Raw genomic sequence first — 11,902 nt, 5'->3', positions numbered from 1 at the left:
AAGCGCCATGACCATCGAGGCCAATGATCCCGCAATATCCATCGCCTCCGAAAAACCGGCTTCGCTGCGCCCCGTCCTCGAATGGATCGCGCGGCGAGCCGAGCCGATCGTCATCGGCCTTGCGGCCATCCTCATTGGTCTTTCGCTCTTCTCCCTCTTCATCCTGGTGGTCGGCAAGTCGCCGGCCACCCTCTTCCAACTGATGTATACCGGCGGCTTCGGCAGCTGGTTTTCGGTGCAAAACAGCCTCAGCCGCGCCGCACCCCTTCTCCTGACGGCGCTCTGCGTCGCCCTGCCCGCCCGCCTCGGCCTCGTCATCATCGGCGGGGAAGGAGCGGTCGTGCTGGGCGGCGTTGCTGCCGCGGCCATGGCTCTGCCGCTCGCCGGCACCGCGCCTGTTTTCCTCAGCCTCATTCTGATGGCGATCGCTGCCATGGTGGTCGGCGGTATCTGGATCGGCCTTGCCGGTTTCCTGCGCCACTCCCGTGGCGTCAACGAAACCATCTCGTCGCTGCTGCTCTCCTATATCGCCATCGCCTTGATGAACCAATTTGTCGAAGGACCGCTGCGCGATCCCGCAAGCCTCAACAAGCCGTCGACCGAGCCGCTGCCGGCGGAATACATGCTCGGCAATATTCCCGGCATGGATGTGCATTGGGGTCTGGTCGTCGGCATTTTCGCCTGCATCATTTCCTGGGTGCTGATCGAAGCGACCAGCTACGGATTTGCGGCCCGCATCGCCGGCGGCAACGTGCGCGCCGCGCAGATCCAGGGTTTGGCCGTCGGCAAGCTGATCGTCGGATTTACTGCGCTTGCCGGCGGTTTCGCCGGTCTGGCAGGCATGATCGAAGTGGCGGCGGTACAGGGGAGTGCCAACGCCTCGCTGGCAGCCGGCTACGGCTATACCGGCATCCTCGTCGCCTTCCTCGCCCGCCACAACCCGCTGGCGATCATCCCCGTCGCCATCCTGCTCGGCGGCATTGATGCTTCGGGTGGCCTCATCCAGCGGCGCATGGGTCTGCCGGATGCGACGGTGCTGGTGCTGCAGGGGACGCTCTTCATCGTCATTCTCGTCTGCGAGACCTTCTACGGACGGTTCAAGGTCTTCAATCCCGATCTTTGGACGAGGAGCCTGTGATGGAGGAAACAGCGATCGGCATCTGGGGCGTTCCACTGGCGATTTTCGCCGGTGCCATCCGTGTCTCGACCCCGTTCATCTTCGTGAGCCTCGGCGAGACGATTACCGAACGCTCCGGACGTATCAACCTGGGGCTCGAAGGGACCCTCGTCTTCGGCGCCATGACAGCCTATGCTGTGGCGGTGATCACCGGTTCGCCGACCCTCGGTGTGCTCGCCGCCATGATGGCAGGCGCGATCTTCGGGCTGATCCATGGCTGGATCTGCAAGTTCCCCAAGGTCAACGACATCGCCATCGGCATCGCCATGATGCAGTTCGGGCTCGGACTCGCCTTCTTCCTCGGCAAGTCCTTCATACAGCCGGTGGCGCCGAAACTGCCCTCGATTCCGCTCGGCGGCTGGGCAACCTCTCCGCAGATCCAGGCTGCACTCAACATCAACGTGCTGTTCTTCCTCGGCGCAGCGCTGGCACTCTTCCTCTTCTGGGGGTTCAAGAACACTCGCATCGGCCTGATCCTGCGCGTCGTCGGCGACAGCACGGACGCGGCCCGGGCCATGGGCATCCACCCGGACCAGGTTCGCTTGCTGGCGACGGCCACAGGCGGTGCGCTGGCGGCGATCGGCGGTGCCTACCTCTCGCTCTACTATCCCGGCTCGTGGAATGAAGGCATCTCGTCGGGCCAGGGCCTGATGGCGGTCGCACTTGTCATATTCGCGCGCTGGAACCCGATCGGCTGCTTCCTGGCCGCGCTTCTTTTCGGCGGTGCCGGCGCGCTCGGCCCGGCGCTGCAATCGGTCGGCGTCACACAGGGCTACTATCTCTTCTACGCCGCGCCCTACGTGCTCACCCTCATCATCCTGATTGCCACGTCCTCGCCCACCCGCTCGCTCGCCGGTGCGCCGGGCGCGCTGTCGCTCACGAAATAACGGAGCTTTCCGATGAACGGACTTGGCGGTCTCAACAAATCCGAACACGGCGTCGGCATCGGCCTCGTGCAGCTTCAGTTGCCGGTGACGGTCACCAAGGCCGATCTTGCGCGCCAGACGCAAGTGATCGTCGATCTGGTCGCCAAGGCGCGGCGCAACCAGCCTGGCATGGATCTGGTCGTCTTTCCCGAATACGCCCTGCACGGCCTCTCCATGGACATCAATCCGGAGATTATGTGCACGCTCGACGGGCCGGAGGTCGCGGCTTTCAAGCAGGCCTGCAGGGACAACGCAATCTGGGGATGCTTCTCGATCATGGAGCTCAATCCGGGTGGCATGCCCTACAATTCCGGTATCGTCATCGACGACCAGGGCGAGCTGAAGCTCTATTACCGCAAGATGCATCCCTGGGTGCCGGTTGAGCCTTGGGAGCCCGGTAATTTCGGCATTCCCGTCATCGATGGCCCGAACGGTGCCAAGCTCGCGCTCATCATCTGCCATGACGGTATGTTCCCGGAGATGGCGCGCGAATGCGCCTACAAGGGCGCCGAAATCATGATCCGCACGGCCGGCTATACGGCGCCGATCCGCGAAGCCTGGCGTTTTACCAATCAGGCCAACGCCTTCTGCAACCTGATGGTCACCGCGAATGTCTGCATGTGCGGCTCGGACGGCACGTTCGATTCCATGGGCGAAGGCATGATCTGCAATTTCGACGGCACGATCATCGCCCATGGAACCTCCGGCCGCGTCAACGAGATCATCACCGCCGAGGTGCGTCCTGACCTGGTGCGGGAGGCCCGGCTCGGCTGGGGCGTGGAGAACAACATCTACCAGTTCGGCCATCGCGGCTATGTCGCCGTCGCCGGCGGCGCGCAGGATGCGCCCTACACCTATATGCACGACCTCGTCGCCGGGAAATACCGCCTGCCGTGGGAAGACGAGATAAAGGTCAAGGACGGCACGTCCTGCGGATTTGACAAGCCGATGCTCCGGTACGACGAACCCCTCAAACCTGCCGCGGAATAGGAGAGAGATTGATGGACGCGATCGCCGAATCCAAAGGGCATTTTATCGACGCCGATCCGTATCCGTGGCCCTATAACGGCGCTCTGAGGCCGGACAACACCGCCCTCATCATCATCGACATGCAGACGGACTTCTGCGGCAAGGGCGGCTATGTCGACCACATGGGCTACGACCTGTCGCTGGTGCAGGCACCGATCGAACCCATCAAACACGTACTTGCCGCCATGCGGGCCAAGGGCTACCACATCATCCACACCCGCGAGGGCCATCGTCCCGACCTCGCCGATCTGCCGGCCAACAAACGTTGGCGCTCGCAGCGGATCGGCGCCGGCATTGGTGATCCCGGCCCCTGCGGCCGTATTCTGACGCGTGGCGAACCCGGCTGGGACATCATCCCCGAACTCTACCCGATCGAAGGCGAGACGATCATCGACAAGCCCGGCAAGGGCTCGTTCTGCGCCACCGACCTCGAACTCATCCTCAATCAGAAGCGCATCGAGAACATTATCCTCACGGGAATCACCACCGATGTCTGCGTCTCGACGACGATGCGCGAGGCGAACGATCGCGGCTACGAATGCCTGCTTTTGGAGGACTGCTGCGGTGCGACCGACTACGGAAACCACCTCGCCGCGATCAAGATGGTGAAGATGCAGGGCGGCGTCTTCGGCTCCGTCTCCAATTCCGAAACGTTTGTGAGCCAGCTGCCATGAGCACCGTTCGCGACACGCCCCTCCCCAAGGCCGGCAAGGCGGTCGGCATCGATACGCTCGGCATGACCATGCGCTTCGGCTCGTTCACCGCGCTCGACAACGTCTCGATCGCCGTTCCGGCCGGCTCATTTCACGCGCTTCTTGGCGAAAACGGCGCCGGCAAGTCGACGCTCGTCAAATGCATCATGGGCTTCTATCACGCGACATCCGGCTCGCTGTCGGTCGACGGCCACGAGGTGGCAATCGCCTCACCCAGGGATGCCGCGACCTATGGGCTCGGCATGGTCTACCAGCATTTCACACTCGTTCCGTCTCTGACCGGCGCTGAAAACCTGGTCATCAGCCGCACCGAAGTACCCGCGGTGATCAACTGGGCCAGGGAACGCAAGGATCTGGCGGCCTTCATGGAGCGCATGCCGTTCAAGATCCCGCTCGACAGGCCGGTAAGCGAGCTTGCCGCCGGCGAAAAACAGAAGCTCGAAATCGTCAAGCAGCTCTATCTCGGCCGCTCCTTCCTCGTCCTCGACGAACCGACCTCCGTGCTGACCCCCGCCGAAGCCGACGAGATGCTCGGCATCGTGCGCGGCATGACCGAACGCGGCGAGCTCACCGTGCTGATGATTTCCCACAAATTCCATGAGGTGACGAAATTCGCCGACGCGTGCTCGATCCTGCGTCGCGGCAAGCTGGTCGGCACCGGCAAGGTCGGCGAGCTCTCCACCGCCGAGATGGCGGCGATGATGATCGGCGACGTCAAGCTCGCCGAGCTCGACAGCCGTCTGCCGGTGGCGGAAGCGGCAAGACCGGTGCTGAGAGTAAGCCAGGTGAAAGCCCCGGACCGGTCCGGCCTGAAGACGATCGAAATCGACGAGCTTACGGTCCGCTCCGGCGAGATTGTCGGCATTGCAGGCATTTCCGGCAACGGCCAGAAGGAGCTGACAGAAATTCTCGCTGGCCAGCGCCCGACCGATACCGGCCAGGTCATGGTCAATGGCGAGGCTTACGGCGCCACCCGCGAGGAGACCCGCAAGAACAAGGTGCGTTTCATCCCCGAAGAGCCGTTGCAGAACGCCTGCGCGCCCAAAATGACCGTCAGCGAGAACCTTGCCTTCCGCACCTTCGACTTGAAGCCGGACGGCCAGGACGCGATCTGGCTGAACAGCAGCAGCATGAAGAAGCGTGCGTCGGCGCTGATCTCAGATTTCAAGGTCAAAACGGCCTCTTCCTCCTCGCCGATTGCAGCGCTTTCGGGCGGCAACGTGCAGCGTGCCGTGCTGGCCCGCGAACTGACTGGCGATGTCGATCTGCTGATCGTCTCCAATCCCTGTTTCGGCCTTGATTTCTCAGCCGTCGCCGAAATCCGCGCCCGAATCATGAAGGCTCGCAATGCCGGAGCCGCGGTCCTTCTTCTTTCGGAGGATCTCGACGAGCTCCTCGAGATGTCGGACCGCATCATGGTGATCTCGGACGGCAAGCTCGTCTACGAGACGCCGGCGCGTTCGGCCGATATCGGCGTCATCGGGGCGCATATGGCAGGGCATCATTGATGGTCGCAATTAAGGCAGAACCCTTTCCCTTTGCCGTGAAATCCGGCGCACTTGCGCTGATCGTCATCGACATGCAGCGCGATTTCGCCGAGCCTGGCGGTTTCGGCGCGTGCCTCGGCAATGATGTCAGCCGCATCACCAAGATCGTGCCGGACGTGAAACGTCTGATCGAAGGTTTTCGCGCTGCCGGCCTGCCGGTCATCCATACGATGGAATGCCACCGGCCGGACCTCTCCGACCTGCCGCCCGCCAAACGCGACCGAGGCAGTCCTTCGCTTAAGATCGGTGACGAAGGCCCGATGGGCCGCATCCTGATCTCGGGCGAACCCGGCACGGCAATTCTTCCGGACGTGGCACCCGTCGACGGGGAGGTGGTGATTGAAAAGCCCGGCAAGGGCGCTTTCTATGCCACCGAGCTCGGCGACGTGCTGAAGCAAGGCGGCATCAAGCAGCTCGTGTTTGCTGGCGTCACGACGGAAGTATGCGTCCAGACGACCATGCGCGAGGCAAACGACCGTGGCTATGAATGTCTGCTCGCCGAGGAGGCGACGGAGAGTTATTTTCCCGAATTCAAGGCCGCGGCAATGGCGATGATCCGCGCCCAGGGCGCGATCGTCGGCTGGACTGCCCATGTCGACGACATTCTGGAAAGTATCGCCCATGCCTGAAACGACCCGCGAACTGCTCACATCGGGTGGGTGGAAGGATCTGGAATTCGTCCGCTTCCGCGATGAAGTCACCATTCACTGGATTAGACCTTTCCAAGGCGACCAGCCGGGCGTGGCTCTCCTGAAATACGAGCCAGGCGCCTCTGTACCGCGCCACCGGCATGAGGGGCTTGAAACCATCCTGGTGCTCGATGGGGTACAATCCGACGAGACCGGCGATTACGGCCGTGGCAGCTATATCGTCAACGCGCCGGACACCGAACACTCCGTCTGGAGCGAGAGCGGCTGCGTCGTCCTGATCCAATGGGATCGGCCCGTAAGGATACTGGAAGAGGAAAGGGTATGAACGCGACGAGACCGGCCTTCGATATCACCGCACGCGTTCTACGGGGATGGCGGCAGTGTCGCCGACGTTGTCGAAGCGGTCTTTGCCCGCATCATCGAAGTTAGCGATCCCGGGATCTTCATTCACCCGGTCGAAAAGGACACCGTTTTGGCCGAGGCGGCGAAACTCGGAACGTTCGATCCTGCAAAACCGCTTTTCGGCATTCCTATCGCAGTGAAGGATAATATCGACGTTGCCGGCATGCCGACCACCGCCGCCTCCCGGACTATGCCTACCTGCCGGAAAACGACGCGACTGTCGTCCGCCTGCTGAAAGAGGCCGGCGCTCTGGTGATCGGCAAGACCAACCTCGACCAGTTCGCGACCGGCCTCGTCGGCGTCCGCCCGCTCGCCTACCCGATCCCGCGGAACGCTATCGATCCCAAGCTGATGCCTGGCGGTTCATCGTCCGGTTCGGGGGTGGCGACCGCCCAAGGCATCGTCAGCTTTGCGCTCGGCACGGATACGGCCGGCTCAGGCCGTATCCGTGCCGGGCTCAACAATATCGTCGGCCTAAAACCAAGTGTTGGCGCGTTTTCGACGAGTGGCGTTGTTCCCGCCTGTCGCACGCTGGACTGCGTTTCGGTCTTCGCGCTCACGGTCTATGATGCCTGGAAAGTGTTTTCCGTGCCGCAAAATATGACGAGACGGATCCCCATTCGAAATTCGTTCCCGCACCCCGATTAGGCTCGGCCCAGCCGGTGCTTGTCAGCTGTTGAGACTGACGAGTAGAGCAGCGGAGTCGCGACCTTCACCAGCACAATTCTATTTTCCGAGCCGTCGCAAATAGAGTTTCAGAGCTCGACCTTTACGCCAAGCGTCACTTGCTATATATATTCTGCACAAGGAGAATGATTATGGCCAGCGCCATTCGTGAATACACGCCCGCCGAGGCGGCAGCCGTGAGTGAGATCGGCATCAAATCGGTCCATAACGCCATCGACAAGCGAATCCTCGCGACCCGACTGTCGCACAGTTCCGTCCGAGCGCTCACAGATGATGATCTGCTTCGTTTGAAGCTCTGGTATGGCGTCGGCTCGATCCTGTCCGCGGAGCGTCGCAAGCGTCTGTTCGATACAATTGACGAGAATCCCAATGCAGCCACTGTCAGAGCGGACGACTATCTAATCGTTGATGTTGCCCGAGCAAGGGAGCAACTGGCGGCACGGAGCGAGGCGCTCCGGGAAGCGGACAAGATTATCCATAGCGTCAAAGGCGTGGTTGGCGGCGAGCCCGTCTTCAAGGGCACCCGCGTACCAGTGCGAACAATCGCTGCGATGAAACAGCAAGGCGCTACCACCGACGAGCTCGTTGATGGCTATCCGGCTCTCACAGCGCGCATGGTAGATCTCGCCGAAATCTGGGTCGCCGCCCATCCTGCCAGGGGGCGGCCTCGCAAGCTGTCAGAACAGGGCCTGAAGGTGAAGTCGGTAAACCGTTTGCCTCTCGGCGTCGCCAGTACACGAAAACCCTCAGGCAAGGCTTCGTGAAATTCCTCATCGATGAATGCCTGCACACGCTCGTGGCCGTGGCTCAAGATCACGGGGCACGATTGCTTCCACGTGAATTGGCTGGGTTTAAGCGGCGAGGCCGATTGGGATCTGATGCCTCGGATCGTTGCGGGAGATTTCACCTTCGTGACGAACAATGCCCGCGACTTCAGAAAACTCTATAGCAAAGAGGATCTGCATGCCGGCCTGTTGATCATCGTTCCGCAAGTCCTGCCGGTGCAACAACGGGAATTGTTCACGCTCAGTCTGTCGTCACGGCGAAAGTTCCTCCAGGACCTGGCCCTTGGTCTCAACCGCGAAGAGGACCGTGACCAGGGCGCCAACCAGAAGGATCGCTGCGAAAGCGCCAAAGACATACTGGATGCCCATCGATGACATGACCCAGCCTACAGCGATGGGCCCCGCAGAAGATCCGAGACGCAGCCAGGCACTGCCTGTACCCGTGCCAATGGCACGAAGGCGGGTCGGGTAGATCTCTGCTGAATAGAGGTAGAGCGAGAAGGTCACGGTCTGGACGATGGCGTAAGCGAGACCGGCGAGGATCAGAACCTGGATCGGTGATGTCGCACCCAGCCAGGCGAGCATGACAAGCGGGATCGGCGCGATCAGAAGTGCACCCGCGTACCAGCGCTTACGGCCGACTTTATCGATGAGCAGTGCGCAGATAACGGCCGCAATCACACCGCCGATCGAAGTGACAAAGCCGTAGAAGATGCTGGTTTCAAGCGGCAGATTGAACGTTTGCCGATAGAGGGTCGGAAGCCAGGTGATCGTTCCATTGGCAACCATATAGGCGCAGAACCACATGGCCCAGATCGACAGTGTGCGCTTGAGGTAGATGCCCTGGAAAAGTTCGCGCCAGTCGGATTTGCGGCGGACGGGAGCGGCCACGACTTTCGGCTCCGGCAGTTCCTTGCCGGCAGCGCGGGCACTGTTCTCCAACTTGGTGACGATGCGGCCGGCTTCCTCATAGCGACCGTTGGCGGCCAGCCAGCGCGGTGATTCATGGAGGAACCAGCGCAGCGGGATCATGAGGATCGCAGGGATCAGGCCGACGACGAACATCGCCTTCCAGCCGTAGACCGGGACCATGAAGTAGCCGATCAAGCCCGCACCGACGAGGCCGAGCAAGAACACGACCTCATACAACAGGAAGAAGCGGCCACGCCCCTTCGAGCCGATAAGCTCGTTGATATAGGCACTTGCGACCGGAACTTCGCCGCCGGTTCCAATGCCCTGAATCATGCGGAATGCCATCATCATGCCGGCGCCGGCCGCGAAGAGGCAGGCGACGTCCATGCTGACGAATAGCAGGATTGTGAATAGCAGCACTTTGAGACGGCCGATCCTTTCAGCAAGCCAGCCAAAGCAGATGGCGCCAATCAGCTGCCCGAGGTAACCCATCGACAGGATCATTCCCGTCTGTCCCGGCGTCAAACCCCATTCGCGGACGAGAACCGGCATGGCATAGGCGATGGCGATGACGGTGTAACCGTCAAAGAATGTCGCGGCGCCGACGATGTTTCGGGCCCAGAAGACTTCCCGGGTCACCGGCAGCCGTTCAAGGCGGGCACTGATTTCAGCTTGGGCATCGACGACCGGCGACGGCGCGGTCATCCGTTGTTCCATATTCATGTTTCCTCCCTTTGCCTGACCGCTCTCCCGGCCTGGCGTCGAACCTACGCGTTGGATGTCTTAAACTTCGGGATCCTTTGGCACGGTGTTGCTGTGAATCCGGAAGGCACGGCTCTCCGGCGAGGCAGGCACCAGCGTAACAGACGGTGCGACTGCGGCGCATCACTGGCCGCAATTCTCCTCCCCATAAAAGCGCCTCCGCGTGAAAGGCGGAGGCGTTCTCAATTACTCAGCTGCTGCCATCAGCTGCTCGACCCGGCCGATGCCTGCGGCGTCGAAGGCTGCGAAGATTTCCGCTTCCGCCTTTTCGCCGAGGTTCTTCAGCGGCTCGCGGACGGTGGCATGGTCGAGGACACCACGATGAACGAGGCCGAGCTTCAGGGCCACGGTGCCTTCCATGTGGGAACCACGATGATAAACGGCACGGGTGACCGGAAGGAGACGTTCGAATATCTGGCGGGCTTCCGTGTAGTTCTGCGCCTTTCCTGCCTTGATCAGGTCGATCAGCAGCTCCGGTGCTATATTGCCGTAGCCGACAAGCAGGCCGTCAACATCGAACATGGTCGGCAGCAGCCATTCGTCATGGCAGGTCAGGATCTGCAGGTTCGGGTTGGCCTTCTTGAGCTCCGGAATCTCGACGTACCAGCGCTTCATGTTTCGGACGCCATTTTTGGTGGCAACGACGCCATCCTGGGTCGCGATCGCAAGTTGGGTGTCCAGATCGTAGGAAGCCTTGGTGGCGTCCGGATACTGGAAGAGGATGCACTGCAGACCGGATTCCTGCCAGATCGCCTTGTAACGATCCTGCGGCGCGCCTTTCTGGAACCCGAAGCGCAGCCAACCGTGGTTGGGGTAAACGAGCGCGCCGGTCGCGCCGGCAGCCTTGCACTTCTTGGCTTCTTCAGCGGCGACCTTGGTGCCCTCGCCCGTGATACCGGCGATGATTGGAACCTGACCATTGACGGCTTCGACATAGGTGCGGATGAGCTTCAGGCGCTCTTCCTCAGTCAGGAATGTGCCTTCGCCGGCATGGCCGAGAATGACTAGGCTCCTTACGCCGTCCATGCCTGCGAGCCACTTGGCGATACGGGCATTGGCAGCGTAATCGACCTCTCCGTCGCGAGTGAACGCGGTAACGGGTGCCGGGCTCAGGCCCTTCAAATCCATCGTTGGCATAGGTTGTCTCCTCCTTGATAGCCGCTGTCCGCCTTCGTGATCAGCGATGGGAACGTTAATGGGAACGTTCCCAAGGGGCATTGATCGCGAGAACGCCGTAAATGGAAAAGTGAAATGGATTCAAAGGCCGAAGAAGCGAACCGCCGGACACGGGTGACCATCCTTGATGTTGCGTCGGCTGCTGGCGTTTCGAAATCCACAGTGTCGCGCATCCTCGATGAGCGGCTTCCCCGGTCCGATAACGAAACGGCGCGTCGCGTCCGGAAGATCGCGGACGATATGGGTTATGTCCGAGATGTCTCCGCTGCGAGCCTGAGACGCGGCAGCACGATGACGGTCGGCGTGATCGTGCCCCGGCTGACCGATACCGTCATGGCTATGCTCTACGAATCCCTGGCAAAAGCGTGCAGCAAAAGTGGCCGCTTCGCCATTGTCGCGACGACCGATGACAAGCCCAAGGCCGATAGGCTTGCTGCCGAGTCGCTTCTAAAACGGGGCGTTGACGGATTGATCCTTTCGACCGCACGTGAGGATGATGATTTTCCTGACGAGCTGCTGGCCCGGCGCGTACCTTTTGTCCTGGCTCTACGCACCGACGGACGAAGTCTTTCTTCGATTGGCGACGACAGGTTGGGTGGATATCTGGCGACGCGCCACCTCCTGGACCTGGGTCATCGTCGTATCGGAGTAGTTGCTGGTCCGTCATATGCCTCCAGCGCGCTCGGACGCGTCGAAGGCTACAGGCAGGCACTGGACGAGGCTGGGGTCTCGGTCTGTCCGGATTGCATTGTTCCGTCGACCTTCGGGATCGACGCTGGAGCGGATGCAGCCGAGCAGCTCATGCGCCTGGAAGATCGTCCCACGGCGATCTTTGCCGTGAATGACAACACCGCGATCGGCGCGCTGTCCGGTCTTTCGCGCCTCGGAATTTCCGTGCCCAACGATGTTTCAGTCGTCGGATACAACGATATTCCTATCGTCAGTCATCTTCCAACCCCGCTGACGACACTTCGCGTCCCCTTCGAGCAGATTGCGTCAAACGCTTTGGACCTGCTCGCAAGCGGCGCTATTTCAGCGGACGATCGGATCCGTGTCTCGGCCCCGACCCTCATACCCCGAAAATCGTCCGCCAAGCCCAGGACTTGACAGGAACCGAACCGCTGACCCGCGTTCAT

The 11,902-nt window shown here is 61.3% G+C and carries 11 protein-coding genes and 2 pseudogenes; 11 read left to right on the top strand and 2 right to left on the bottom strand.

Annotated elements, in window-relative coordinates; genetic code table 11:
• Window positions 1-7 precede the first annotated feature (7 nt).
• From A3C3_RS0106485 to A3C3_RS48110, 10 genes and pseudogenes are all read left to right on the top strand, one after another.
• The gene (locus A3C3_RS0106485; protein WP_022713795.1) at window positions 8-1,138 is read left to right on the top strand and encodes an ABC transporter permease; all 1,131 of its coding nucleotides are present in this window, start codon (window positions 8-10) and stop codon (window positions 1,136-1,138) included.
• On the top strand, window positions 1,138-2,064 hold the full coding sequence (locus A3C3_RS0106480; RefSeq protein WP_022713794.1) for an ABC transporter permease: 927 nt from the start codon (window positions 1,138-1,140) through the stop codon (window positions 2,062-2,064). Before A3C3_RS0106485 ends, A3C3_RS0106480 begins: the two co-directional genes overlap by 1 nt.
• 12 nt (window positions 2,065-2,076) lie before the next feature.
• The gene (locus A3C3_RS0106475; protein ID WP_022713793.1) at window positions 2,077-3,093 is read left to right on the top strand and encodes a formamidase; all 1,017 of its coding nucleotides are present in this window, start codon (window positions 2,077-2,079) and stop codon (window positions 3,091-3,093) included.
• Between the two features lie 11 nt (window positions 3,094-3,104).
• Window positions 3,105-3,806: a biuret amidohydrolase gene (gene biuH / locus A3C3_RS0106470; RefSeq protein ID WP_022713792.1), complete on the top strand. Its 702-nt coding sequence runs from the start codon at window positions 3,105-3,107 to the stop codon at window positions 3,804-3,806.
• On the top strand, window positions 3,803-5,353 hold the full coding sequence (locus A3C3_RS0106465; RefSeq protein ID WP_022713791.1) for an ABC transporter ATP-binding protein: 1,551 nt from the start codon (window positions 3,803-3,805) through the stop codon (window positions 5,351-5,353). Before biuH ends, A3C3_RS0106465 begins: the two co-directional genes overlap by 4 nt.
• Window positions 5,353-6,021 carry a cysteine hydrolase family protein gene (locus A3C3_RS0106460; protein WP_022713790.1) on the top strand — a complete coding sequence of 223 codons (669 nt, stop codon included), beginning with the start codon at window positions 5,353-5,355 and terminating at the stop codon, window positions 6,019-6,021. The genes A3C3_RS0106465 and A3C3_RS0106460 overlap by 1 nt, the downstream gene beginning before the upstream one ends.
• On the top strand, window positions 6,014-6,367 hold the full coding sequence (locus A3C3_RS0106455; protein ID WP_022713789.1) for a cupin domain-containing protein: 354 nt from the start codon (window positions 6,014-6,016) through the stop codon (window positions 6,365-6,367). Before A3C3_RS0106460 ends, A3C3_RS0106455 begins: the two co-directional genes overlap by 8 nt.
• A 21-nt stretch (window positions 6,368-6,388) precedes the next feature.
• Window positions 6,389-7,112 (top strand): annotated as a pseudogene (locus A3C3_RS41265) (amidase family protein); the annotation flags it as partial.
• Window positions 7,113-7,262: 150 nt separating this feature from the next.
• Window positions 7,263-7,895 (top strand): DUF433 domain-containing protein, encoded by a 633-nt coding sequence (locus tag A3C3_RS0106440; protein WP_022713786.1) that lies wholly within the window; start codon window positions 7,263-7,265, stop codon window positions 7,893-7,895.
• Window positions 7,892-8,165 (top strand): annotated as a pseudogene (locus A3C3_RS48110) (DUF5615 family PIN-like protein); the annotation flags it as partial. The gene A3C3_RS0106440 and the pseudogene A3C3_RS48110, both read left to right, overlap by 4 nt.
• Window positions 8,166-8,168: 3 nt before the next feature.
• Here A3C3_RS48110 and A3C3_RS0106430 read toward each other — a convergent pair.
• Together A3C3_RS0106430 and A3C3_RS0106425 are read right to left on the bottom strand one after the other, a co-directional pair.
• Window positions 8,169-9,551: an MFS transporter gene (locus A3C3_RS0106430; protein WP_022713784.1), complete on the bottom strand. Its 1,383-nt coding sequence runs from the start codon at window positions 9,549-9,551 to the stop codon at window positions 8,169-8,171.
• Between the two features lie 225 nt (window positions 9,552-9,776).
• Complete coding sequence (locus A3C3_RS0106425; protein WP_022713783.1) at window positions 9,777-10,727, bottom strand: dihydrodipicolinate synthase family protein; 951 nt, start codon at window positions 10,725-10,727, stop codon at window positions 9,777-9,779.
• A gap of 114 nt (window positions 10,728-10,841) precedes the next feature.
• Here A3C3_RS0106425 and A3C3_RS0106420 point away from each other — a divergent pair, with 114 nt between their 5' ends.
• Window positions 10,842-11,873 carry a LacI family DNA-binding transcriptional regulator gene (locus tag A3C3_RS0106420; protein WP_022713782.1) on the top strand — a complete coding sequence of 344 codons (1,032 nt, stop codon included), beginning with the start codon at window positions 10,842-10,844 and terminating at the stop codon, window positions 11,871-11,873.
• The last annotated feature ends 29 nt before the right edge of the window (window positions 11,874-11,902 follow it).

Source organism: Rhizobium mongolense USDA 1844 (assembly GCF_000419765.1).
Classification (GTDB): Bacteria; Pseudomonadota; Alphaproteobacteria; order Rhizobiales; family Rhizobiaceae; genus Rhizobium; species Rhizobium mongolense.
The sequence above is the reverse complement of the archived record's forward strand: the minus strand, read 5'-3'. Positions and strand labels throughout refer to the sequence as shown.

What these genes read in the sequence shown, in the direction of transcription:
- A3C3_RS0106440 (WP_022713786.1), top strand. Translation starts at nt 7,263, where the DNA reads ATGGCCAGCGCCATTCGTGAATACACGCCCGCCGAGGCGGCAGCCGTG.
- biuH (WP_022713792.1), top strand. Translation starts at nt 3,105, where the DNA reads ATGGACGCGATCGCCGAATCCAAAGGGCATTTTATCGACGCCGATCCG.
- A3C3_RS0106480 (WP_022713794.1), top strand. Translation starts at nt 1,138, where the DNA reads ATGGAGGAAACAGCGATCGGCATCTGGGGCGTTCCACTGGCGATTTTC.
- A3C3_RS0106425 (WP_022713783.1), bottom strand. Translation starts at nt 10,727, where the DNA reads ATGCCAACGATGGATTTGAAGGGCCTGAGCCCGGCACCCGTTACCGCG.
- A3C3_RS0106455 (WP_022713789.1), top strand. Translation starts at nt 6,014, where the DNA reads ATGCCTGAAACGACCCGCGAACTGCTCACATCGGGTGGGTGGAAGGAT.
- A3C3_RS0106465 (WP_022713791.1), top strand. Translation starts at nt 3,803, where the DNA reads ATGAGCACCGTTCGCGACACGCCCCTCCCCAAGGCCGGCAAGGCGGTC.
- A3C3_RS0106485 (WP_022713795.1), top strand. Translation starts at nt 8, where the DNA reads ATGACCATCGAGGCCAATGATCCCGCAATATCCATCGCCTCCGAAAAA.
- A3C3_RS0106430 (WP_022713784.1), bottom strand. Translation starts at nt 9,551, where the DNA reads ATGAATATGGAACAACGGATGACCGCGCCGTCGCCGGTCGTCGATGCC.
- A3C3_RS0106475 (WP_022713793.1), top strand. Translation starts at nt 2,077, where the DNA reads ATGAACGGACTTGGCGGTCTCAACAAATCCGAACACGGCGTCGGCATC.
- A3C3_RS0106460 (WP_022713790.1), top strand. Translation starts at nt 5,353, where the DNA reads ATGGTCGCAATTAAGGCAGAACCCTTTCCCTTTGCCGTGAAATCCGGC.
- A3C3_RS0106420 (WP_022713782.1), top strand. Translation starts at nt 10,842, where the DNA reads ATGGATTCAAAGGCCGAAGAAGCGAACCGCCGGACACGGGTGACCATC.